Raw genomic sequence first — 23,412 nt, forward strand, 5'->3', positions numbered from 1 at the left:
AGTATAACCATTCCCCTCCTTACTCTGGAGGGGAGCCTAATTGGGCTATGAATCTGTTTCTGCCCGAACCCAGGGCGTTGCCTGGCCGTTTGCCACGGGCTTACTTTGTCTTATGTCAATACCCAGCTCCATTACCGCAACTGCTCCTGCTCCCCACCCTTTGCGCACGGTCACCCGGGTGTCGTGGTTTTTGCTGGGAGCCTTGTTCGTTTTCTCCGGCCTCATCAAGCTGAACGACCCGGTGGGCACGGCTTACAAGCTGGAGGAATACTTTGAGGTATTCGCCGCCGACTTCGGCTCGTTCTTCCTCTATTTCAAGGGTAGCGCACGCACCATTTCCATCATCCTGTGCTCTTCGGAGGTTATTTTGGGCGTGGCCCTGCTGTTGCGCTGGCACCTGCGCGTTACGCTGTGGCTGCTGTTTGGCTTGCTGCTGTTTTTCACCTTTCTCACCTTCTACTCGGCGGCCTTCAATAAGGTAACCGACTGCGGCTGCTTCGGCGATTTTATCAAGCTCTCGCCCTGGACCTCATTTATCAAAGACCTGTTTTTGATGGTGTTGTGGGGCATTGTGTTTTTCCATCAGCGGTTTTTGCGCCATTCCTTTGTTCAGGGCACAGCGGGCGTGATGGTTATGACCTTTGCCTCGGCCATTGCCATCGGCATCGGGGTGCGGGCGCTGGGCCACTTGCCGTATTTCGATTTCCTGCCCTACAAAGTGGGCAACGACATCGGCAAGCTGATGAAGCCCAGCGAGCCAATTCGCTACAAGTACATCATGGAGAAAAACGGGAAAACCCAGGAGTTCACCACCTACCCCGACTCCACCTGGACCTACAAGAGCATGGTGGCCATCAACCCCGAGGCCGCGCCCAAAATCACCGATTTCCGGGTGTGGAACGACGAAGGCGACTACACCCCCGAGCTGCTGCGCGGCAACAAGCTGGTGCTCGTGGTGCAGAACACCGACAAAACCGACCGCGACCGCTACGACCAAATCAACAAGCTGTTTGAAGATGCCAAGCAGTCGCGCCGCAACATCACGCCGCTCATCATCACGAGCAGCAGCCCCGACGAGTTCGATGTGTTCCGCCACAATGCCAACTTCGCCGTGCCCTTTTACTACGCCGATGCCACGGTGCTCAAATCCATGATTCGCTCCAACCCCGGCTTTGTCCTGTTGAAAGATGGCGTAGTGAAGGGCAAGTACCACTACCACGACATCCCGAGCATCGGGAAGGTGGAGGAGAAGCTGCAGTAAGTAAAAAGAACGTCATGCTGAGCTTGTCGAAGCATCTCGCCTGCTTCGTTGCAATCATCTGGAATACTGCTGCACGCGAGATGCTTCGGCTGCGCTCAGCATGACGTTCTTTGTTTAATACGCCTGTTCTTCCCAATTAATGCTCTCTTTTATCCTCCGTCGCTTGGCTCAGGGCCTGCTGGTCCTTGTGGGCGTGGCGTGCACGGTGTTTCTGCTGTTCAACGTGCTGCCCGGCGACCCGGCCGCCCTGCTGGCTGGCCAACGCACCGACCTGGCCACCAAAGCCGCCATCACCGCCGATCTGGGCCTCGACCAGCCCCTGCCCACCCGCCTGATGGGCTACCTCAACGATGTATCCCCGCTGGGGCTGCACCCGCGCGACTCGGCTGGGCAGGCCCGCTACGGGGGCGTGGCGCTGCTGCCGCTGGGCAGCCGGGCCCTAGTCCTGAAAAAACCCTACCTGCGCCGCTCCTTCCAAAGCAATAAGGACGTGCTGCGCATTCTGCTCGACTACTTCCCCGGCACCATGTGGCTGGCGCTGGCGGCCATGGTCATTGCCAGCATCGGGGGTGTGGCCTTTGGCGTGGCGGCGGCGCTGCGGCCCCACTCGGCGCTGGACCGCTCGCTGGTCACCACGTCGGTGCTGGGCATTTCGGTGCCGTCGTTTGTGGCGGCCATTGCCATTGCCGTCACGTTTGGCTTCTACTGGAGCCACTGGACCGGCCTGAGCCTCACCGGGCAGCTCTACGAAACCGACCCCTTCACCGGCGAAAGCCACCTGGTGCTGCGCAACCTGCTGCTCCCGGCCATTGCGCTGGGCATCCGGCCGCTGGCCATCATCACGCAGCTCACCCGCTCGAGCATGCTCGACGTGTTGAGCCAGGACTACATCCGCACGGCCCGGGCCAAGGGCCTGAGCAAGACGGCCACCGTGCTGCACCACGCCCTGCGCAATGCCCTCAACCCCGTGGTGACGGCCGTATCCGGCTGGCTCGCTTCACTCATGGCAGGGGCTTTTTTCATCGAATACATCTTCAACTGGAAGGGTCTGGGCACCGTGACGCTGCGCGCGGTGGAGAACCTGGACTTCCCGGTGGTGATGGGCGCCACGCTGTTTGTGGCCGCCCTCTTTGTGTTGATAAACATCGTGGTAGACGTGCTCTACGCCGTGCTCGACCCCCGGGTGAAATTGAGCTAACGCATCCCTATTCAGGAATGAAGAATGAGGCGTGGAGAATTATTTCAACAGGCCTGATTTTACAAACTCCTCATTTGTCATTCCTCATTCGTCATTTCCTGTGAAGCTTTACCTCATCGGCATGCCGGGCTCGGGCAAAACCACATTGGGCCGCGCCCTGGCCGCCCACTACGGGCTGCCCTTTCTGGACCTCGATGCCGAAATCGTGGCCCGGGCCGGGCAGGTGATACCGGCCATCTTCCTACAGCACGGCGAAGCCCATTTCCGGCAGCTGGAAGCCGATGTATTGCGCGAAATAGCGGCCCGGCCGGAGCCTCTGGTGCTGGCCACCGGCGGCGGCACACCCTGCTTCCACAACAACCTGGCGGTGCTCAATGCCGCCGGCCTCACGCTGTGGCTGGATGTGTCGGTGGATACCCTAGCCGCCCGCCTGGCCGCCGCGGCCGAAACTGCCAGCCGCCCCCTGCTGGCCACCGCGGGCCCCACCGAAGCGTGGCTCCGCAAAACCCTGGACGCTCGAAAGCAGTTTTACGAGCAGGCCCGGCTGCGCTGCACCGAAGCCGCCTGCACGGCCTCCGCCGTCGCGGCCCAACTCGCAACAGCGGGGTTTGCTCTACCTCCGGCATAAGAATTGCCGCAGGAAGCGTAATTTTGTTAATTCCTATAGTTCGACGTTCGCTACCCTTATGCAATCAGTATCCACCGAAGAACCAGCCGCTACGCCTACCCAGCCCGCCGCCACGGCCCCCGTGCGGCCCAAGCACAAAGGCTCAGCCCAACTGTTCCAGAACCCGGTATTGGAGCGGCTTTCGCATACCAACATTGCCCTGCCAGTAGGCATTTTTGTGCTGACTGCGGTAATGAGCTTGTACTACGGCCTGACCCACGGCTTCATGTCGGGCGCGTCGGCGCTGGGGCTGTTTTTGGTGGGCTTGTTCGCGTTCACCTACGCCGAATATGCCGTGCACCGCTACCTCTACCACATTCCGGCCACCACACCAGGCCGGGCCAAGTTTCAGTACACCTTCCACGGCGTGCACCACGAGTATCCCAAGGACAAGACGCGCCTGGCCATGCCGCCCATCGTCACGGTGTTTGTGGCCTCGCTGCTGTTTTTCATCTTCCGCCTCAGCTTTGGGTCCTATGCCTTTGGCCTGCTGTCGGGCTTCACGTTTGGCTACGCCATGTACCTGTTTGTGCACTACGCCATTCACGCGTACTCGCCCCCCAAGAACTTTCTGAAAGTGTGGTGGACGCACCACAGCCAGCACCACTACCGGCAAGACGAGGTGGCGTTTGGCGTATCCAGCACGCTCTGGGACCACATCATTGGCACCATGCCCAGCAAGAAAGCCAACTAGCTTTTGTTGAGCTGATAAGCAAACAAAAAGGCGGCTCCGTAATGGGGCCGCCTTTTTGTTTGAAATATAAATACCCGATTAGCTCCGCGGGCCGCGCATCTTGCTCACGATAAACCACAGCAGCGCGATGACGATGAACACGGCAATGATGCCCGTGTACGCGCCGGCCTTGAAGATGCTGCCGATGGCTTCGCAACCGGTGAGCGAAGTAGCCAACACGCAGAGAAACAGGAACAGGGAATAGCGGGAAAGAGTCATGGCTGAGAAAGGAAGGGAGTGAAAGAAGTGCCAGCAGAATTAGTACCGCTGAATATTTGCTAATACTGAGGCAGCGGCAAAAAGGTTGAGTTCGAGCACCTAGCACCAGCTCAACTGTGGCTAGGCTGATTGGCCGCTTAGCTTTGCGCCATGAATGGCAAACTATTATTGGCACTGGCATTAGGACTATTGAGCCGGACAACCTACGCACAGGCGCCGCTGAGCCCCTTGGATTCTGTGGCCCACGGCCAAAGCGTGCTGGCCTTCCAGCAGGCGCTGAACCAGGAATTCAGCAACCCCAGCGAGTCGCCGCTTACGGCCGAAGAGCGCCGCACCTTTAAGAGCCTGCCCTACTACCCCACCCGCTACCGCTACTACGTGGTGGCCCAACTGGTGCGGGACTCCACCTCGCAGCCCTTTGCCATGGAAACCAGCACGGCGCGCCGCCCGCTCTACCGCAAGTACGGCGAGCTGCGCTTTGTACTGAATGGGCAAGCCCTGCGGCTCAACGTCTACCAAAGCGTCGACCTGCTGAAGCGGCCGGGGCTGGAAGATTACCTGTTCGTGCCCTTCACCGACCTCACCAACGGGCACGGCAGCTACGGCGGGGGCCGCTACCTCGACCTGCGCCTGCCCCCGGCCGGCGCCACCACCATGGTGCTCGACTTCAACCGCGCCTACAACCCCTCCTGCGCCTACCAGCACGGCTACTCCTGCCCCGTGCCACCGGCCGAGAACCGCTTGCCGGTGGCCATCCCGGCTGGCGTTCGCAGCGACCACTAAAAGGACCTAACAAGAAAAGGGAAAGCCCGTCCTGCTGAGCAGGACGGGCTTTTTGTCATCTAAGCAAAATTGGGCTAAATGACTGCTTACCAGCTGCCGCTGGCGCCGCCGCCGCCGCTGCTGCCGCCGCCAAAGCCACCGAAGCCACCACCGCCTCCACCACCAAAACCGCCGCCTCCGCCACCACCGAAGCCACCGCCGCCGAAGATGATGGGCGGCACAAAGCCCCCGCCGAAGCCGCGGTTGCCGCGCCCGCCCCGGCCACCGCCGCGATTGCGGAGCATGATGAACACCAGCACCAGAATGCCGATAATGAGCCAGAAAGGAGGACCGGAGCCCCCGCCATTGCGCCCACCTTGCTGCTCCATGTCGGCCGGGTCGGCCTTGTACTCGCCTTTGGCCAGGGCAATGAGCTGGTCGGTGGCGCGGTTTAGCCCGGCGTAGTATTGGTTTTGGCGAAAAGCCGGCACCAGCGTGTTGCTGATGATGCGCTTGGCCAGGGCATCGGGCACGGCGCCTTCCAGGCCGTAGCCGGTTTGGATGCGGGCCAGGTGCTCCTGCTTCGCCACCAGGATGAGGATGCCGTTGTTGGTGCCTTTCTGGCCGATGCCCCAGCTTTCGTACAGCTTCTGGGCGTAGTCGGCAATGTCGTCGCCGTCGAGGTCGGGCACGGTCACCACCGCAATTTGCGAGGACGTGCTGTCGTTGTAGGCCACCAGTTTCTGCTCCAGCGCCTCGGCTTCGCCGGGCTGCATCAGGTTGGCCAGGTCGTTCACTAGGCGCGGCGGGTTGGGCCGCGGCGGAATGGCCTGGGCCGATACCAGCGCGGGCAGGAGCCACAGCAGCGCCAATAAGAGCAACCCGGCCCGGTACGCCCGGCCGGCCCACGCGCTGGCTCCCGAGCGAAGTGGCTTTAACAACTGGGCGTCAGCCACAGGATTTTTCATGCGTCGGAAGACGGTTTGGCGCCGCCAAAAGAAATGGAATCGTCCAGCTCGTTCTGGTCGGTGGTGGCGTTGTAAGGGAAGTAGCGCTTGAGCTGCTCGCCCACCATGGTGATGCCGCGCTCGAGCCCCAGCACGTACCGCTCGTGCCGGAATTGCTCCAGTACGGCCTCTTTGGTGGTTTCCCAAAAATCGTCGGGCACGGCCGCATTGATGGCCGCATCGCCGATGACGGCAAACTGCCGGCTCTCCCATGCCAAGTAAAACAGCACCCCGTTGCGGGCGGCGGTTTTGTGCATGTCGAGTTCGGCAAACACCTGGGCGGCGCGGTCGAGGGGCTCGGGCGTGGGGCAGGTATCTTCCAGGTGCACCCGGATTTCGCCCGAAGTCATCACCTCGGCTTTGCGAATGGCCGCAACCAAGGCCGCGTCCTGCTCGGGGGTAAGGGGAGATGTCATGTTTGAATGAAGAATGAGGAATGACGAATGATGAATTGAGAAGAGGCTAGTTGAGCCAATTCTTCATTCCTCATTCGTCATTCCTCATTGAAACTAGAACTGAACGGTAGGCGCCTTGCTGGCGGCCGGGTCGGCTTCGAAGTACGGCTTGGGCTGGAAGCCGAAGATGCCCGCAAACAGGTTGTTTGGGAACGAGCGGGTGAACGTGTTGTAGTCGTTGGTGACGGCGTTGAACTTGTTGCGCTCCACGTTGATGCGGTTTTCGGTGCCTTCTATCTGAGCCTGCAGCTCCTGGAAGTTGGCGTTGGCCTTCAGGTCGGGGTAGTTTTCAGACACGGCCAGCAGCCGGCCCAGGCCCGCGGATACCTGGCTTTGGGCCGCCTGGAACTTCTGGATGTTTTCGGGAGTGAGGTCGTTGGGGTTCAGCTGCACGCTGGTGGCCTTGGCCCGGGCCTCGATAACGGCCGTGAGCGTGCCCTGCTCAAATTTGGCGGCGCCCTTCACCGTATTCACCAGGTTGCCGATGAGGTCGTTGCGGCGCTGGTAGGCGCTTTGCACGTTGCCGGCCTGGGCTTTCACGGCTTGGTCGCGCTGCACCATGCCGTTGTAGCCGCACGATGACTGGGTGAGCAACAAGGCCAGGCCCGCGAAATAAAGAAGAAAGCGTTTCATGGTGGTACGGTGGTGAAAGAGAAAGTGGTAAGAGGATGGTTTATTAGCAACGGCAAAACTTGCCGTTGCCGGGCCGGTTTGGTTGCCGGCTCGGCGCAAAGTACGCAGCTTGGCCCTAGTAGTTGTAGCTTGCTTCTTAGCGGGGCTTGCCTCAACCATAACTCTTCGCGCTTCCACCGTCTAAAATGAAAGCAGTAATTCCCGTTGCCGGCATTGGCTCGCGCCTGCGCCCCCATACCCACACCCAGCCCAAAAGCCTGGTGCCGGTGGCTGGCAACACCATTCTGGGCCACATCATCGACCGCCTGCAGGGCGCGGGGCTCACCGAGTTTGTGTTCATCGTGGGCTATCTGGGCGATAAAATCGTGCGCTACGTGCGCCGCCACTACCCCAATCTGCAGGCCACTTTTGTGGTGCAGGAGCCCCGCGAGGGCCTCGGCCACGCCCTATGGCTGGCCCGCGAAGAGTTTCGCCACGACACCGACGGCGTGCTCATCCTGCTCGGCGACACCATCGTGGACGTGGACCTGCCCGCCCTGCTGGCCACGCCCGGCTCGGTGCTGGCCGTGAAGGAGGTAAAAACGCCCAGCATGTTTGGGCTGGTCGAAACCGGCGCCGGCGGCCGCGTCAGCAAGGTGGTCGAAAAACCGAAGATTCCGAAGTCGAACTACGCCATGGTGGGCCTCTACAAGCTGGCCTACCCCGAGAAGCTGGCCCAGGCCCTGGAGTGGCTGCACGACACCGACGTGCGCACCCACGGCGAGTTGCAGCTCACCGATGCGCTGATGCACCTCATCGAGGAAGGCGAGGCGATGACGACCTGCCCGGTAGACAACTGGTTTGACTGCGGCCGTAAGGAAACCCTGCTCGAAGCCAACGCCCGCCTGCTCAACCGGCCCGAGTTTCTGGAGGACCGCGACTATTCCGAATTCCCCGACACCGTGATAATTCCGCCGGTCAGCATTGGGCGCGGCTGCCAGATTTCGCATTCCATCATTGGGCCCAACGTGGCCATTGGCGACAAAACCATCATCAAGAGCACCATCCTCAGTGACTCCATCATCGGTTCGTATTCGGAATTGAGCTCGGCGGTGCTGCACGACTGCATCGTGGGCTCCGACGCCTCGTTCCGGGGCATGAACCACTCCCTGAACATCGGGGACAATACCGAGATTGATTATAGCTAAGTGCGACGGTAGTGGGCGGCCCTTTCGTACTTTTCGGTCTCCAACTTCTTTCGTTGCGTATGATGTTCCGCCGTTTGCTATTTGCCTGCGCCGCCGCGCTGCCCCTGTTGGCCTCGGCCCAAACGCCCCTGGGCCAGCCTTCCATCGACGAGGCGAAGGTCCAAATCTGGTGCGCCACGGTGCGCTTCGTGTACGACGACGCCGGCCGGCCCAACCTCAAAAGCACGGTACGCTGCGAAGGCGCCAACCTCGACGCGCTGGCCGCCAGCATTCGGCCCGACAGCCTGCGCGTGTACAGCCTGCTCTACCAGCCCATTGAGGGCCGGGGCAGCATTTACCAAGGCAAAAAAGACAACCCGGCCCGGCTCGCGGCCCTGACCAAAGCCATTATCGGCAAGCTGAAAGGCTCACCGGCCCGCCGTCGCGACCCTGCCCGCATGGCCCGCGTGGCCGCCCTCGAAACTGCCCTGACCAACTACGTGGTGAGCGGCACCCCGCCCGGCGACGTGCCCGAGGCCATGATGCCCCAGGCCCCCGATACCACGGCCCGCGCCGGCGCCTCCATGGGCGCGGCCGAAGCCGCCGAAGCCCAGGTAGCCGCCGAGCGCGCCGCCGGGGCGGGCACCACCTCGGCCGCGCTGCCCGCCACGGGGCCGGGCAGCCTGCTCAACCGCTTTGCCGCGCCCCTGGCGCTCATTCTGGGCATTCTGAGTTTGGTGCTCTACATCATGCTGCGCGTCACGCTGGGCCAGTGGCGCCGCCAGCAGCGCCGCGAAACCCTCACGGCCAAGCAGGCCGCCACCGCCGCCCAGGCCGCGGCCGCCGAAACCAGCGCCGCCGTGGCCGACTCCGTAGCCCGCGTGAGGCGAGCCGAAGCGCTGGTGCTGGCCGCCGCGCCCGACCCCAACGCGCCTACTGCCGCACCTGCCGCCACCGCCAATCTTTCGCCGGCTCAGCGCCTGGAAGTAGAACGCTTGGTGAGCCAGCGCGTAGACGAAGAGCTGCGCTGGCTGCGGGCCAACCTACCGGAGCTCATCGCAGCCGCCGTAGCGCAGCCCGTGGGGGCCGATGACCGGGCGCCCACTGCCCCGGCGCCGGCCACGGCCGGCCCCACCGGGCCCGTTGCCGATGACGTTCAATTAGATTAACTTACGTTGGTCTAACCGACAAGGTCCCGGGGCCGCTGCTAGGCGGCCCCGGGCATCATTTATTCTTGTTTCTTATGAAAGCTGCCATTCCCCTGTTTGCCGCGTTGGCAGCTTTGGCAGCCTGCCGGGCCACCACGGGGCTCGACCGCAACACGCTCCCCAGCAAACGGGCCCTTACCGAAATGACCAGCCCCGAAAAAGGCGAGCCCAGCCGCCTCGACGGCCTCGCCCTCATCGCTCCGCCCCCCGTGAAATACCCCGAAACCCGCAAAGCCGACGTGGCCGACACCTACTTCGGTACCACCGTCCCCGACCCCTACCGCTGGCTCGAAGACCTCGACTCGCCCGAAACCAAGGCCTGGGTCACGGCCCAGAACGGGGTCACGTTTGCCTACCTGAGCCAGATTCCGTTCCGGGACAAAATCCGGGAGCGGCTCACCAAAATCTGGAACTACGAGCGCTACGGCGTGCCCGAGCAGGTGGGCGAAGACCTGGTGTTCAGCAAAAACGACGGCCTGCAGAACCAGGCCGTGCTCTACCGCCAGCGCGGCCCTGGCGAGCCCCAGGTGCTGCTCGACCCCAATAAGTTCTCGGCCGATGGCACCACGGCGCTGGCCAGCACCGAGTTCAGCAACGACCACCGCTACCTGGCCTACGCCACCAGCAGCGGCGGCTCCGACTGGAACAAGGTGCGCATCCTGGACCTGACCACCAACCAGCTGCTGCCTGAGGAATTGAGCTGGGTAAAAGTATCGAGCACCTCCTGGACCAAGAAGGGCTTCTACTACAGCCGCTACGATGCGCCCAAAGCCGGCGAAAACGACCTGGCCGGCATGAACGAGTACCACAAGGTGTACTTCCACCAGCTCAACACGCCGCAGAGCGCCGACCGGCTGGTGTACGAAAACCCGAAAATGCCCCTGGGCTTCCGCATCGCCAGCGCCACCGAAGACGAGCGGTTTCTGAGCCTCTACCTCACCGATGGCAAGTCGGATGGCAACCGCCTGCAGGTGCGCGACCTCACCGACCCCAAGCAGGCCGCTACCTGGACCACGCTGATTGCGTCTTATGAGTTTAACAACACCGTTGTAGGCAATGTGGGCGGCGAGGTGCTGGTGCACACCAACTACAAGGCCCCGCGCTACCGCGTGGTGCGCATCGATCCCAAGAAGCCGCAGGAAGCCAACTGGCACGACGTGCTGCCCGAAGGCCCGAACAAGCTGGAGAGCGTGAGCCAGGTGGGCGGCCACCTCATTGCCGATTACCTGCACGATGCCAGCTCGCAGGTGAAGGTGTATTCGGAGTTGGGCCAGTTTCAGCACGAGGTGCAGCTACCGGCCATTGGCACGGCCAGCGGCTTTGGGGGCCGGCGCACCGATAAGGTGGTGTACTATGCCTTCACGTCGTTTACCTACCCCACCACGATTTACAAGTACGACCTGGCCACCAACACCAGTACCGTATTTCGGGCCCCGAAAGTGGACGTAAACCCGCAGGACTACGTCACCACGCAGGTGTTTTACCCCAGCAAAGACGGCACGAAAATCCCCATGTTCATCGTGCACCGCAAAGGCGTGGTGCTGAATGGCAAGAACCCCACCTACCTCTACGCCTACGGCGGCTTCAACGTGTCGCTCACGCCGGGCTTCTCGGTTGCCCGGCTGCTGTGGCTGGAAAATGGCGGGGTGCTGGCCATCCCGAACCTGCGCGGTGGCGGCGAGTACGGCGAGGCCTGGCACCAGGCCGGCATGACCCCGCACAAGCAAAACGTATTCGACGACTTCATTGCCGCCGCCGAGTACCTGAAAGACAACAAGTACACCGACTACGACCACCTGGCCATTGCCGGCGGCTCCAACGGCGGCCTGCTGGTGGGTGCCACCATGAACCAGCGCCCCGACCTGTGCCGGGTGGCCCTGCCCGCCGTGGGCGTAATGGACATGCTGCGCTACCAGAAGTTCACCATTGGCTGGAACTGGGCCCCGGAGTACGGCACCTCCGACAATCCAGCTCAATTCCAGAACCTGCTGGCCTTCTCGCCCCTGCACAACCTGCAGCCCGGCACCAGCTACCCCGCCACGCTCATCACCACCGCCGACCACGACGACCGGGTGGTGCCCGCGCACTCCTTTAAGTTTGCCGCGGCCCTGCAAGCCGCCAACGATGGCCCCAACCCCACCCTCATTCGCGTGGACGTGAACGCCGGTCACGGCGCCGGCAAAAGCACCAAGCTGCAGATTGACGAGTGGGCCGACGTGTGGAGCTTCTGCTACGCCAACATGGGCGTGACGCCCACGCTGCAGTAGCCGCCAGCGTCACGCCCATGCTGCTGCCTTAATTGGATTACTGTCCGGTTGAGGTTGGTTGGCCGTTGCCAGTTCGCTCCCCGACCGGCTTCAAGTTGGTTTCGAACAGCTTGAGAATGCGCTTGTACTCGTCGGTCCACGAGGAAGGCTCGATGAAGCCGTGGTCTTCGACGGGGTACACGGCCAGCTCCCAGTTTTCCTTTTTCAGTTCAATAAGCCGCTGCGACAGGCGCACGATGTCCTGGAACTGCACATTGGTGTCGACCATGCCGTGGCACATGAGCAAGGCGCCTTTCAAGCCGCTGGCGTAGTTGATGGGCGAGGAGCGGGCGTAGGCAATGGAGTCGTTGTAGGGCTCGTTGAGGATGTTGTCGGTGTAGCCGTGGTTGTAGTGCGCCCAATCCGTGACGGAACGCAAAGCGCCGCCGGCCCGGAACACGTCAGGCTGCGTGAACATGGCCATCAGGGTGATAAAACCGCCGTATGAGCCACCGTAAATCCCCAGGCGCTGCGGGCTGATGCCGTATTTCTCCGTCAAAAGCTTGGCTCCGTCCACCTGGTCGGTGAGGTCTTTGCCACCCATGTAGCGGTAGATGCCCGTGCGCACGTCGCGCCCGTAGCCCGCCGAGCCGCGGTAATCGATATCGAGCACCGTGTAGCCCTTCTCCACCAGCAGGTTGTTGAACAGGTACTCGTGGAAGTAGCTGCTCCACCACTTGTGAGCGTTCTGCACATAGCCCGAGCCGTGCACGAATATCACGGCCGGGCCCTGCGCCACGGGGGTAGCCGGACGGTAGAGCCGGGCGTACACGTCGGCCCCATCGCGGGCCTTGAAGGTGATGATTTCGGGGTCGCGCCAGGAGTAGCTTTCAAACTCCGGCGTGGTACTGTGGGTGAGCTGCCGCATTTTCGCCTTGGGCTTGTTGTCCATCACGTACAGTTCCCAGGGCTTGTTGGTATAGCTGTAGCGCACGGCCAGGGTGCGGCCGTCGGGCGACACCTCCACTTCGTGCGCCCCGGGGCGGCTGGTCATTTGCTGAAGCGTGCCGCCGTTCAGCGGCATTTGGTAAAAATGCCGCTCGCCGGGGTGGGTGGCGTTGGCGATAAGGTACCAGGTCTTATGGTCGCGGCCCAACTGAGCACTTTGGATTTCGAACTTGCCGCTGGTCAGCGCCTTCTTCTCACCGGATGCGGCGTCTACCGTGTATAGGTGGCTGTAGCCGGTTTCCTCGCTCTGGAACCACACCCGGCGGCTGTCGGGTAGCCAGCCCACGCTGCCCGGCCCGTTCCCGATGCCGGGGCCGCTAATCCAGGCGTCGTCGTGCTGCCGGTCGAGCATCTTGATTTTCTGCGTGGCCGGGTCAAGGCCCACAATCCACCGGTCCTTGTTGTCGGCGGTGCGCATCACCAGAAAAGCCCGCTGCCCATCAGCCGACCAGTACGGGCCGAAAGGCTGCACGCGGCGCAGTTCAGCCACCGTTTTTTTCGCCTTACTGGCCGCCTTTGCCTCCGTAGAATCGGCCGGCACAGGGGCTTTGGCCGGCAGCTGGTACTCTTTACGGTAGGCGGGCTGCTCGTCCAGTCCTTTCAGCTCGCTATAGCCCAGCACGAAAGTGGTGTCACGGGCAATGTCATAGATACCAAGCTCGTACGCCGTTTGTGGTGAACCCACTTTGGGCCGGCTCGAAATGTCTTCCGTGAAGCCTGAAGCCGTCACGAAGCTGGGTACCAGCGCCACTTTGGCCGCGGCGGGCTCCTGCATCAGCGTGTAGGTCACGTAGCGGCCATCGGGGCTGAACTGCAGGTTTTCCACGGATTGCTGGCCCAGGTAGATGGCTTTGGGACGCAGCTTGCTTAGGACTCTCTGCTGGCGCTCCTGGGCCTGCCGGTCTTGGTCGCGCAGCCGCACCACCTCGAACAGCGCAAGCTGCTGCGCCCGCAAGTAGCGCTCGGCCTTGTCGGTGGGCGAGGTACTAGCGGGCTTACTGCCCTTGCGGAAATCGGTGCGCTGCGTAGTTTCGCCGGTGACGGGGTCCCAGGTGTACAGGTTCTGCGCCCGCACGTAGCTCACCAGCTTGCCCAGCAAGGCAAACGCGGGCCGGGTTTCGCGTTCGGCGGTATTGGTCACGCGCCGAATTTTCTGCGTTTTGAGGTCGAGCAGGAAGATGTCACCGTCACGCTCGTACACCTTGCGCGAAAAAGCGGCATCGTACACGCCGCTGCTGGCCGGCAGTTCCCGCTGCTCCCGCGCGCTCACTTTGCGCGGGGTGGCCGTGCCCGTGGACGCCACCTGGTACAGCGAGTCGCGCCGGTCTTTGGTGGGGTTCCAGTTGAAGTAGATATGGCGGCCATCCTCGGCCCAATAGATGTTGGACGGTGAGGTGCCCAGCCACTGCGCCGGCTCCCGCATGATTTTCTCAACGGTTAGCGGAGCCAGGCTGCCAGCAGCCACGACAGGAACCTGAGCCAGTGCGGGTTCTGCTGTCACCAGCATTAGCCCAAGAAGGTAAAAATTGCGCATCAACAAATCTACTCCTGTAAGCTCAAGAATTGCAGCGGAAGCGTGGTTACCCAAGCGCCCGGCACCTCGGATGCTAACCGATTGGCCATTGGGCCGATGTGTGAGCTCTGCTATTGCGTCAATAGCAGAGTGACGCTCACCCTACAATCAGTCCGTTGGCTCGCCTTTTGGCAACCATTTGCCCGCGCTCGCGCTATTCAATATGCTCAACCTGATTAACCAAGCCCATGCAACTAGGAATTAGCTCATTTGGGGAGGTAAGCCCGGCCCACGTGGCGGGCGGCGACTACACCGCCGGCAAGCGCATGCAGGAGCTGCTGGCTCTGGCCCGGCTGGCCGACGAAGTTGGGCTGGACGTGCTGGCCCTGGGCGAGCACCACCGGCCCGATTTTATCATCTCCGCGCCCGAAGTCATTCTGGCGGCGGTGGCGGCCGTTACCCGGCGCATCCGCCTGTCCAGCGCCGTCACCGTGCTCAGCTCCGCCGACCCGGTACGGGTGTTTCAGAATTTTGCCACGGTAGATTTGATTTCCGGCGGCCGGGCCGAGATTATCGCAGGCCGCGGCTCGTTTATTGAGTCCTACCCGCTGTTTGGCTACGACCTCAACGATTACGACGAGCTATTCGTCGAGAAGCTCAACCTGCTGCTCAAAATCAACGGCAGCGAAGTGGTTTCGTGGCAGGGCAAGCACCGCCCCAGCATCGCGGCGCAGGGCGTGTACCCGCGCCCCGCGCAGCCCAAGCTGCCCGTCTGGATTGGCATCGGCGGCACGCCCGCTTCGGCGGTGCGGGCCGGCAAATTGGGCTTGCCCCTGACCATTGCCATCCTCGGCGGCGCCCCGGCCCGCTACGTGCCGTTTGCGGAGCTCTACCGCGAATCAGCCCAACACGCCGGCCACGACGCGGCCCAACTCCCGCTGGCCCTCAACTGCCACTTCCACCTGGCAGATACTTCCGAGCAAGCCGCCGACGAGTTTTTTCCGCCCTACTCGCAGCTTATGAACCGCATCGGCCGCGAGCGGGGCTGGTCGCCCATGAACCGCCGCCACTTCGATTTCCTGCGCGGCCCCGAGGGCCCCCTGTTCGTTGGCACGGCCCAGGAAATCACGGAGAAGCTGCTGTACCTGCACGGGCTGTTCAACCACACCCGCTTTTTGGCTCAACTGGTGCTGGAGGGCATATCGCACCAAAGCGTGATGCATTCCATCAACCTGTTTGGCACGCAGGTAGCCCCGGCAGTGCGCGAAGCCCTGGCCAGCCAGAGCCCAGCCCCAAGGCTGAAACAATAGAAAAAGCACTATGTTTACAGAAGCTTCTTCTACCCTCTCATTGAAGCTTTTCGCTTTCCCAACATGGTAAATCTTCTGTGGTCCATCCTGAACGTCGCGTTACTGCTGGCCTTTGTGTACATCTTTTGGCGGGCCGCCTTATTGGTCAAACGGCACATTGGGCTGGCAGCCGCTATGTTCTTTGGCTTCGCGCTGCTGCTAATTGGCTGCAGCAAATCCGGCTCGGGTATAGCCGCTTCACCCTCCCCCACCGCTAACTTGTTGACCGGTGTGCCCAAAGATGCCCCGCTGGCAAACGCTTCTTCCGTTCAGCGCATAACCTTAGGCGGAACTAACAAGCTGGACCTGTTAGCCGAGTACTACACGGATAAAGGCACCATCACAAAGCCCCGTGGGCTTTATGCCACGGTATCTGGTTTTATGGTAGGCCACAGTTGGCAGCCCGCCTTTGGGTGGGCAGAAAAGCGTGGCAATCAGCTTTATTACAGTGTCGCGGTCGACCACCACTATAGTTTGCTGGGCGTGCGCGTATTTACGCAAGCCGGTGAGTTATTTCAGGGCCTGATGCCGCCTAGCAAGTAAGCGGAACTGAAGCTTGACTTAACAAAAAAACCGCCGGACGCGAGCCCGGCGGTTTTTATGCTTAATGCTTTTATCAAGCGAAGCTCGCTTAGTAGCGGTACAAATCCGATTTGAACGGACCTTCTACCGGTACCTTGATGTAGTCGGCTTGCTTGGGAGTCAGCTCGTCCAGCTCCACGCCGATTTTGGCGAGGTGCAGGCGGGCCACTTTCTCGTCCAAGTGCTTAGGCAGAGTGTACACCTGGTTTTCGTACTGGTCGCCACGCTCCCATAGCTCAAGTTGAGCCAGAGTCTGGTTGGTGAACGAGTTCGACATTACGAACGAGGGGTGGCCGGTGGCGCAGCCCAGGTTCACGAGACGGCCTTCGGCCAGAATGATGACCTCTTTGCCATCGATGGTGTAGATGTCCACCTGGGGCTTCACCGTGTCCTTGGTGTGGCCGTAGTTGCCGTTCAGCCACGCCATGTCAATCTCATCGTCGAAGTGGCCGATGTTGCAGACAATGGCTTTGTCCTTCAGGCTGCGGAAGTGCTGCTCGGTGAGGATGTCGCAGTTGCCGGTAGCCGTCACCACGATGTCGGCTTCCTTCACGGCGTTGGTCAATTTCTTCACGGCGTAGCCGTCCATGGCCGCTTGAAGGGCGCAGATGGGGTCAATTTCGGTCACGATAACGCGGGCACCGGCACCGGCCAACGAGGCAGCCGTGCCTTTTCCTACGTCGCCGTAGCCGGCCACAACGGCCACTTTGCCGGCCATCATCACGTCGGTTGCGCGACGGATAGCGTCCACGGCCGACTCTTTGCAGCCGTATTTGTTATCAAATTTCGACTTCGTTACCGAGTCGTTTACGTTGATGGCGGGGAAGGGAAGCGAGCCGTTTTTCACCCGCTCATAAAGGCGCAGAACACCGGTGGTCGTCTCTTCCGAAACGCCTTTGATGCCGGCGGCCAGCTCGGGGTACTGGTTCAGCACCATGTTGGTCAGGTCGCCGCCATCGTCCAGAATCATGTTCAAAGGCTGGCGGTCTTCGCCGAAGTACAGCGTCTGCTCGATGCACCAGTTGAACTCTTCTTCGTTCATGCCTTTCCAAGCATATACCGGGATGCCAGCGGCGGCAATGGCTGCCGCGGCGTGGTCCTGAGTCGAGAAGATGTTGCACGACGACCACGTCACCTCAGCGCCCAGCGCCTTGAGGGTTTCGATGAGCACCGCCGTTTGGATGGTCATGTGCAGGCAGCCGGCAATGCGGGCCCCTTTGAAGGGCTGGGCAGCGCCAAACTCCTCGCGCAGGCTCATCAAACCGGGCATTTCGGCTTCGGCGAGGCGGATTTCCTTGCGGCCCCACTCGGCCAGGCTCATGTCCTTTACTTTGTACGGAACGTACGTTTTCGTCGTGGTTTCCAACGTAATGCGGGTTAGTTTGTAGTATTCGGGGTTCAACTGCAAAGATACGATATTTGTTCAGGGCCAAACGCGAAAAGGCCCGCACCACAACGGTACGGGCCTTTCGGAATAGACGAGCTAGAGCAGCTGGCTAGGCCGGCTTAGTTGTTCTGTGACAGGAAGGCCTTAACCTTCTGGTCCTGGTTGAGGCTGCCTTGGGTTCCGCTCACCACCACGGTGTAAATCTTACCGGCTTCGTAGGTTTTGGTACCCGAACCGGAGCCCGAGCCGTCGCCTACTTGCGCAATCGGCGTGGCGCCGGCAGTAGCCGAATTATCCAAGATGGACAATGCGTAGGCGCCGGGGGCAAACTCGGTAAAAGCCGACGCCGAATTGACGCCTACGTTGGTCACCACATCGGCCACCACGGGGCCCGTCACGGTGCTGGTCACTTGGGAGAGCCGAAGCGGGGTGCCCACACCCTGCGCCAGGTTGATGAGGCGAATGCGCGCTTTGCCGGTGGTTGGAGCCGTCAAATCGTCGGGAAAGAGCAGACCATTAACCGTGGAAGGAGAAGTGGCGGGCGTAGCCACAAAAGTGTACGTCTTATCTTTTTCGGGCGCCAGCGTCATCGTAAATGCCGCTTGCGTACCGGCCGTTATTTGCAGCGAATGGCTCCCGGTTTGAATGCCTTGGTAGCTGCTGCTGGCCCCGTAGGCGAGCGACGCTTTCTCCGTGTTATCCACCAGGAATTTCAGCGTTGTGGGGGCAATGTGCGAAGCAGCGTTTATAAAAGCTACTTTTCCTTGGTCGACAGGGGCCGGAGCTGGCGTGTCGCTTTTGCTGCACGAGGCCAGCAGCAGGGAGGCCGGCAGAATGGCTTGGAAGGCACGGCGAAAAATCAAAGATGTCTCCATAAGAAATATCAACTATTTAAGTGAAGCTGGCCGTCCGGAATTGCCCGGCCGGCCCGGCCTGAACGTACAAGTACCCAGCTTTGTTGAGTTGGGATGCAGAAATAAGAGGCTCTGTGCCCAAAACTCAACCTTAACTGCGCTATTATCTTTGTTCTATGCACGAAATAAACCGACTAGCCGCGCAGCCGTGGCGGCTACGCGGCGTGGCTATGGTAGCATTGGCTATTAGCCTGTTGGGCTCAGCCCAGGCCCAAAAAGCCCCCGCCACCATTCGCCTGAGCCCCCAGGATGCCGAACGCGGCCTGAACGGCCCGCAGCACAATTTCGACTTCCTGCCTCCCGGCGAGACGGGCAACAATTACCAATCGGCCGGCTTTTTTGGCCAAAAGCTGCGACCCTACCTAGCGGGCAACCCCGAGGCGCTGGCCCACCTCGATGACTACCGCCGCCAAAAAACCATTTTTCTGATTGACCGGCTGGTGGCGGTTGGCGCGTTTGGCCTGTACGGGCAGCAGATTTTTGCTCACGGCGACGCCGTCTATTTCAACGACACTCAAAAAGCGGCCATTGGCGTGTTTGCCACCAGCGTCCTGGCCACTGTCCTCATCAACCGCAACACCAATACGCACCTGCTGCGCGCCGTCACGGCGTACAATGCCGGAGTTGCCCACGTGGGAGGCTGGCAACGCCTGCAACCCACCACCGTAGGCTTGGGCACCTCGCCAACGGGGCAGCCGCTGCTGGCTTTGCGCTGGGCCTTGCGCTAAAGGTCTCGTTTATCCGTATAGGTTTCTTCATGGACTACCCCTTGCCCGAAGCGGCCAGGCGCTACGTGGCCGCGCACTTGCACGACGACCCCGCCCACTTGGCCCTCCAAGCCCGCCGCCACCCCGGCCTGCCCGTACCCGAACTGGTGCGCCAGATTCAGGCCCGCCAAAAAGCCCGCGCCAAACTGCCGGCCTGGGCCGATAACCCCGAACTGATTTTCCCGCCGTCCCTCTCCGTCGAGCAGGCTTCCTCGGCCCGCACGGCCGCCTTCAAAGCCAGCTTGGTTGAGGGCCAGCGAATAGCAGACCTGACCGGCGGCTTTGGAGCTGACACGGCCCATTTCGCGGCTCGCGTGGCCCAAGTGGACTATGTGGAGCGCGACCCCAAGCTAGCCGCCATTGTGCGCTATAACATGGCCCAACTGGGCATCGCCAATGTGACGGTGCATTCGACCGATGCGCTGGACTTTCTCAAAAGTACACCTGAGCATTTCGATTGGCTCTACCTCGACCCGGCGCGACGCGACACGGCGGCCCGCAAGATCTTCCTGCTGCACGATTGCGAGCCCGACGTCGTCAAGCTTTTGCCTCTGTTGCTGCACAAAGCCGACAAAGTACTGCTCAAGACCTCGCCCATGCTTGACATTGAGCATGCCGTTCAGGGCCTGGCACACGTGCGCCGCCTCTGGGTCGTAGCCGTAGACAATGAGGTGAAGGAAGTGCTTTACGAATTGGGCCAGGAGCCCGCCGTGGACCCCGAGCGCTACGCCCTAAACCTACGCCGTGACGGTACCCAGCAAGAATTCCGGCTCAACCGTGCCCGCGAGGCCCGCGCCCTCCCCCGCTACGCCGAAGCCCAGCAGTACCTCTACGAGCCCAACGCAGCAGTGCTCAAAGCAGGAGCCTTCCGCAGTATTGGCACGGCCTTCGAGCTGTTGAAACTGCACCAGCACAGCCACCTCTACACATCTGATGTGTTACGGGCCGACTTCCCGGGTCGAATATTCCGAGTTCGGGCCGTTGAAAAGGCCGACGGAGCAGCTCTCAAGGCGCACCTGGGCCCGGAGGCGCGCGCCCACGTTACCACTCGCAATTTCCCGGACTCGGTGGCCGACTTCCGTCGGCGAACGGGAATCCGGGAAGGTGGCGAGGTATATCTCTTTGCTACCACGGACCTACGGGGTCGGCCCGTGGTGCTCGTTTGCGAAAAGGTGCATGTTCTGTCGCAGGAAAATATCTAAAGGCAGGCTATTTGCTTTCCTGTTTTTATCAGATTTTAGCACAGCTGGACGCATCTGGCTGCTGAGCATTATGATGTTCACACCGGCCATTCACAAGGGCTAATAGCCCGGATTTCCGTAGTTTTGTTCTGTGACTGCCCATTGGCTCTTGCCCGGCAACCACACTTCTTTGTTCTTTTTCGCTCTTTTCGCGCTTTCAATGCCCTATCTGTTCACTTCCGAGTCAGTTTCGGAAGGCCATCCCGATAAAGTTGCTGACCAGATTTCTGACGCCATCCTCGACGAGTATTTGCGCCAGGACCCCACCGCCAAAGTAGCCTGCGAAACACTTGTTACCACCGACTTTGCCCTTGTTGCGGGCGAAATCAAGTCCACTGCTCATGTAGACGCGGAGCCTATTGTGCGCGAAACCATCCGCCGCATTGGCTACAACAAGCCCGAATACCTCTTCAACGCAGACACCTGCGAAGTGATGAACCGGCTGCACGAGCAGTCGCCGGACATTAACCAGGGTGTGGAGCGGGCTAAGGACGAAGACCAGGGCGCCGGCGACCAGGGCATGATGTTCGGCTATGCCAGCCACGAGACGGCCAACTACATGCCGCTCGCGCTGGACCTGTCGCACCGCTTGCTGCAGGAACTAGCGGCCATCCGCCGCGAAAACCGCGACATGACCTACCTGCGTCCCGACGCCAAAAGCCAGGTCACCATTCGCTACTCCGACGACCACCGTCCCGAGGCCATTGATACCATCGTTATCAGCACCCAGCACGACGAGTTTGACCCCTCGGAAAGCGTAATGCTGGACCGGATTAAAGCCGACGTGCTGGCCATCCTCATTCCGCGCGTGAAAGCTGGGCTCAGTGCCGAAGTACAGGCCTTATTCACCGACCAGATTACGTATCACATCAACCCCACCGGCAAGTTTGTCATCGGCGGGCCCCACGGCGATTCCGGCCTGACGGGCCGCAAAATCATCGTGGATACCTATGGTGGCAAGGGTGCCCATGGCGGCGGCGCGTTCTCCGGGAAAGACTCCTCAAAAGTGGACCGCTCGGCCGCCTACGCCGCTCGGCACATTGCCAAAAACCTGGTAGCTGCTGGCGTGGCCGAGCAAGTGCTGGTGCAAGTAGCCTACGCTATCGGCGTGGCGCAGCCCGTGGGAGTATTCGTGACCACCTACGGTACCACCAAAGCTAAAAACGCAGCGGGCGTTACCCTCACCGATGGGGAGATTGCCGAAAAGGTGAACAAGCTGTTCGACCTGCGCCCCTACGCCATCGTGCAGCGCTTCGGCCTCCAAAATCCCATTTTCGCTCAAACAGCTGCATATGGCCACATGGGCCGCCAGCCCGGCACCGTGCAAGCCACCATGAAGGACGGCAGCGTCAAAACCTTTGAAACCTTCACTTGGGAAAAGCTCGACTACGTGCCCAAGATTAAAGCTGAGTTTGGCTTGTAATAATTGAAGTGCCTAGTTTTTAAACAAGAAACCCCGCCAGACGCTTCTGGCGGGGTTTCTTGTTTAAAAACTAAGTGCAGTTATGCTTAGTGGGCCAGCGTTTTCTCCTTGTGCCGCGTGATTTGGCGGCGCAGGTTTTCAGCAGCTGCATCCGCGGCAGCTTCAAACGACGCGGCATCTTCTTGACTGAACAGCGTAGTACCGGGTACAAGCAGCTTTATTTCAACAGTTTTATTATCGATTCCATCCTTATTATTAAGGCGCAGAATAACTTCGCCGCCGGTTACTTTATCGTAAAAAGTCTCAAGCTTATTGAGACGTTGCTGCACGAAATCAAGCAGTTTTTTGTCGGCGTCGAAGTGCACCGAATGCATCTGTACTTTCATAAAGCAGTTGATTAAGAAGGTAAAAGGGTAAAAGAAGCTTAAGCCCGTGGATGGGCTTGTTCAAATACGGATTTTAGCCTATCGACGGACAGGTGCGTGTACACTTGAGTGGCGGCCAGGCTGGCGTGGCCCAGTAGCTCTTTAATCGAATTAAGGTCGGCCCCCTTGCCCAATAAATGGGTTGCAAAGGCATGCCGCAGCGCGTGCGGGTGCTGCTGGGCCGCCGACGTGGTAATCTGGCTCAAGTACTGCTTCACCGTCCGATACACGAACTTTTCGTACATCGGCTCGCCCTTGTCCGTGAGCAGCAACGGGCCCGCTACCGGGCCGAACTTATGCACCCGGCTAGCCTGATAGTGCTCAATAACCAGCTTCAGCGACGGATTCAACGGCACTAGGCGCTGCTTGTTGCCCTTGCCGGTCACACGCACGGTACTGGCGCCCAGGCTCACGTCGTCGGCATGAATGCCGATGAGTTCCGATAGGCGAATACCCGTGCCATACAGCATTTCCAGCACCAGTTGGTCGCGCTGCCCAGCAAAGTCGTCGCCAAACTCAAACGAATTCAGTAAGCCATTCAATGCCTCCTCGGGCACGAACTCGGGCAGCTTCTTAGCCATCTTCGGGGCTTTGATGCGCAGCATCGGATTGGCCTCGATGCGCCCGGCCCGCAACAAAAACTTATAGTAGGAGCGCAAACACGCAACCTTGCGATTCACGGTTCGGGGGTCCAGGTTTTGCTGCATTAGCTCCACGACCCAGCCGCGGATAAGCGGGTGGGTCGCTTGGGCAGGCTCAGCTAAGTCATAAGCCGATTTGAGGTAGGCGGCAAACTGGCCCAAGTCCGTTTGGTACGAAGTAACCGTGTGGGAACTATAGCGCCGCTCAAAACGCAGGAAATCAAGAAAAGCATCCATACCAACACCAAAAATGCCCGGCGGTTGGGCCGGGCATCCAAATTACATTTTTTTTATTCTCCAGCAAGAAATGTCTGGCAATGCAGACGCGAAAAAACCGGCCGGCTTGCCACACGGGGCAAACCGGCCGGTTTTAGCAATGCTAACGCGTCCCGAAACTCCGGACTATTCGTTGGGCTGGCCGTAGGTGGCGAGCTTGTAAACAGCCTTCTGCTTCATCTTGCGCTCCGTGATGCTGGGCTTCTGGAAGAAGGTGCGACGACGTAGCTCTTTCAGCACGCCAGTGCGCTCAAACTTCTTTTTGAAGCGCTTCAGGGCGCGGTCAACCGATTCGTTGTCTTTGATTTGAATGATAATCATATCAGGGAAT

At 60.5% G+C, this 23,412-nt stretch carries 23 protein-coding genes; 13 read left to right on the plus strand and 10 right to left on the minus strand.

Annotation, left to right across the window (positions count from 1 at the left end):
* Positions 1-112: 112 nt before the first annotated feature.
* The 4 genes from LJ738_RS02290 (at position 113) to LJ738_RS02305 (ending at position 3,820) form a co-directional block, all read left to right on the plus strand.
* Entirely contained in the window at positions 113-1,261 is a 1,149-nt protein-coding gene (locus tag LJ738_RS02290; protein WP_227784708.1) for a BT_3928 family protein, read from the plus strand.
* 139 nt (positions 1,262-1,400) lie between these two features.
* Positions 1,401-2,459 carry an ABC transporter permease gene (locus LJ738_RS02295; RefSeq protein WP_227784709.1) on the plus strand — a complete coding sequence of 353 codons (1,059 nt, stop codon included), beginning with the start codon at positions 1,401-1,403 and terminating at the stop codon, positions 2,457-2,459.
* A 100-nt stretch (positions 2,460-2,559) separates the two neighbouring features.
* Positions 2,560-3,087: a shikimate kinase gene (locus LJ738_RS02300; RefSeq protein WP_227784710.1), complete on the plus strand. Its 528-nt coding sequence runs from the start codon at positions 2,560-2,562 to the stop codon at positions 3,085-3,087.
* A gap of 58 nt (positions 3,088-3,145) precedes the next feature.
* On the plus strand, positions 3,146-3,820 hold the full coding sequence (locus tag LJ738_RS02305; RefSeq protein WP_227784711.1) for a sterol desaturase family protein: 675 nt from the start codon (positions 3,146-3,148) through the stop codon (positions 3,818-3,820).
* Between the two features lie 78 nt (positions 3,821-3,898).
* Here the strand turns inward: LJ738_RS02305 and LJ738_RS02310 are convergent, their stop codons facing one another.
* Complete coding sequence (locus LJ738_RS02310) at positions 3,899-4,078, minus strand: hypothetical protein (RefSeq protein ID WP_068191003.1); 180 nt, start codon at positions 4,076-4,078, stop codon at positions 3,899-3,901.
* Between the two features lie 150 nt (positions 4,079-4,228).
* Here LJ738_RS02310 and LJ738_RS02315 point away from each other — a divergent pair, with 150 nt between their 5' ends.
* Positions 4,229-4,861 (plus strand): DUF1684 domain-containing protein, encoded by a 633-nt coding sequence (locus LJ738_RS02315; protein WP_227784712.1) that lies wholly within the window; start codon positions 4,229-4,231, stop codon positions 4,859-4,861.
* An 86-nt stretch (positions 4,862-4,947) separates the two neighbouring features.
* On the opposite strand, the gene LJ738_RS02320 is transcribed toward LJ738_RS02315, so the two are convergent.
* The 3 genes from LJ738_RS02320 to LJ738_RS02330 all read right to left on the minus strand — a co-directional run bounded on the left by LJ738_RS02320 (position 4,948) and on the right by LJ738_RS02330 (position 6,935).
* Entirely contained in the window at positions 4,948-5,808 is an 861-nt protein-coding gene (locus tag LJ738_RS02320) for a TPM domain-containing protein (RefSeq protein WP_227784713.1), read from the minus strand.
* Complete coding sequence (locus tag LJ738_RS02325) at positions 5,805-6,263, minus strand: TPM domain-containing protein (protein WP_227784714.1); 459 nt, start codon at positions 6,261-6,263, stop codon at positions 5,805-5,807. Before LJ738_RS02325 ends, LJ738_RS02320 begins: the two co-directional genes overlap by 4 nt.
* A gap of 93 nt (positions 6,264-6,356) precedes the next feature.
* Positions 6,357-6,935 (minus strand): LemA family protein, encoded by a 579-nt coding sequence (locus LJ738_RS02330; protein WP_227784715.1) that lies wholly within the window; start codon positions 6,933-6,935, stop codon positions 6,357-6,359.
* Between the two features lie 185 nt (positions 6,936-7,120).
* Between LJ738_RS02330 and LJ738_RS02335 the strand changes: the two genes are divergently transcribed.
* From LJ738_RS02335 to LJ738_RS02345, 3 genes are all read left to right on the plus strand, one after another.
* Complete coding sequence (locus LJ738_RS02335) at positions 7,121-8,122, plus strand: sugar phosphate nucleotidyltransferase (RefSeq protein WP_227784716.1); 1,002 nt, start codon at positions 7,121-7,123, stop codon at positions 8,120-8,122.
* A 59-nt stretch (positions 8,123-8,181) separates the two neighbouring features.
* A complete protein-coding gene (locus LJ738_RS02340; protein WP_227784717.1) occupies positions 8,182-9,270 on the plus strand; it encodes a hypothetical protein in 1,089 nt (362 codons plus the stop codon).
* A gap of 74 nt (positions 9,271-9,344) precedes the next feature.
* Entirely contained in the window at positions 9,345-11,576 is a 2,232-nt protein-coding gene (locus LJ738_RS02345) for a prolyl oligopeptidase family serine peptidase (RefSeq protein WP_227784718.1), read from the plus strand.
* A 37-nt stretch (positions 11,577-11,613) separates the two neighbouring features.
* Here LJ738_RS02345 and LJ738_RS02350 read toward each other — a convergent pair whose 3' ends face one another.
* Positions 11,614-14,070, minus strand: coding sequence for a S9 family peptidase (locus tag LJ738_RS02350; RefSeq protein ID WP_227784719.1), 2,457 nt, complete (start codon positions 14,068-14,070; stop codon positions 11,614-11,616).
* A 254-nt stretch (positions 14,071-14,324) separates the two neighbouring features.
* On the opposite strand from LJ738_RS02350, the gene LJ738_RS02355 reads away from it, so the two are divergent.
* Both LJ738_RS02355 and LJ738_RS02360 read left to right on the plus strand, forming a co-directional pair.
* A complete protein-coding gene (locus LJ738_RS02355; RefSeq protein WP_227784720.1) occupies positions 14,325-15,386 on the plus strand; it encodes an LLM class flavin-dependent oxidoreductase in 1,062 nt (353 codons plus the stop codon).
* 63 nt (positions 15,387-15,449) lie between these two features.
* The gene (locus LJ738_RS02360; protein ID WP_227784721.1) at positions 15,450-15,968 is read left to right on the plus strand and encodes a hypothetical protein; all 519 of its coding nucleotides are present in this window, start codon (positions 15,450-15,452) and stop codon (positions 15,966-15,968) included.
* Between the two features lie 88 nt (positions 15,969-16,056).
* Here the strand turns inward: LJ738_RS02360 and ahcY are convergent, their stop codons facing one another.
* Entirely contained in the window at positions 16,057-17,373 is a 1,317-nt protein-coding gene (ahcY, locus tag LJ738_RS02365; protein ID WP_262907551.1) for an adenosylhomocysteinase, read from the minus strand.
* A 140-nt stretch (positions 17,374-17,513) separates the two neighbouring features.
* Positions 17,514-18,269 carry a DUF4397 domain-containing protein gene (locus LJ738_RS02370; RefSeq protein WP_227784722.1) on the minus strand — a complete coding sequence of 252 codons (756 nt, stop codon included), beginning with the start codon at positions 18,267-18,269 and terminating at the stop codon, positions 17,514-17,516.
* A gap of 155 nt (positions 18,270-18,424) precedes the next feature.
* On the opposite strand from LJ738_RS02370, the gene LJ738_RS02375 reads away from it, so the two are divergent.
* The 3 genes from LJ738_RS02375 (at position 18,425) to metK (ending at position 21,739) form a co-directional block, all read left to right on the plus strand.
* Positions 18,425-19,036, plus strand: coding sequence for a hypothetical protein (locus LJ738_RS02375; RefSeq protein ID WP_227784723.1), 612 nt, complete (start codon positions 18,425-18,427; stop codon positions 19,034-19,036).
* Positions 19,037-19,065: 29 nt separating this feature from the next.
* The gene (locus LJ738_RS02380) at positions 19,066-20,277 is read left to right on the plus strand and encodes a class I SAM-dependent methyltransferase (RefSeq protein ID WP_227784724.1); all 1,212 of its coding nucleotides are present in this window, start codon (positions 19,066-19,068) and stop codon (positions 20,275-20,277) included.
* A 199-nt stretch (positions 20,278-20,476) separates the two neighbouring features.
* Entirely contained in the window at positions 20,477-21,739 is a 1,263-nt protein-coding gene (metK, locus tag LJ738_RS02385) for a methionine adenosyltransferase (RefSeq protein WP_227784725.1), read from the plus strand.
* Positions 21,740-21,825: 86 nt separating this feature from the next.
* On the opposite strand, the gene hpf is transcribed toward metK, so the two are convergent.
* The 3 genes from hpf to rpsU form a co-directional block, all read right to left on the minus strand.
* On the minus strand, positions 21,826-22,125 hold the full coding sequence (hpf, locus tag LJ738_RS02390; protein ID WP_227784726.1) for a ribosome hibernation-promoting factor, HPF/YfiA family: 300 nt from the start codon (positions 22,123-22,125) through the stop codon (positions 21,826-21,828).
* 38 nt (positions 22,126-22,163) lie between these two features.
* The gene (locus LJ738_RS02395) at positions 22,164-23,042 is read right to left on the minus strand and encodes a tyrosine-type recombinase/integrase (RefSeq protein WP_227784727.1); all 879 of its coding nucleotides are present in this window, start codon (positions 23,040-23,042) and stop codon (positions 22,164-22,166) included.
* A 165-nt stretch (positions 23,043-23,207) separates the two neighbouring features.
* Positions 23,208-23,402: a 30S ribosomal protein S21 gene (rpsU, locus tag LJ738_RS02400; RefSeq protein WP_035564799.1), complete on the minus strand. Its 195-nt coding sequence runs from the start codon at positions 23,400-23,402 to the stop codon at positions 23,208-23,210.
* Positions 23,403-23,412 lie beyond the last annotated feature (10 nt).

This window comes from Hymenobacter plasmatis, assembly GCF_020711255.1.
Classification (GTDB): Bacteria; Bacteroidota; Bacteroidia; order Cytophagales; family Hymenobacteraceae; genus Hymenobacter.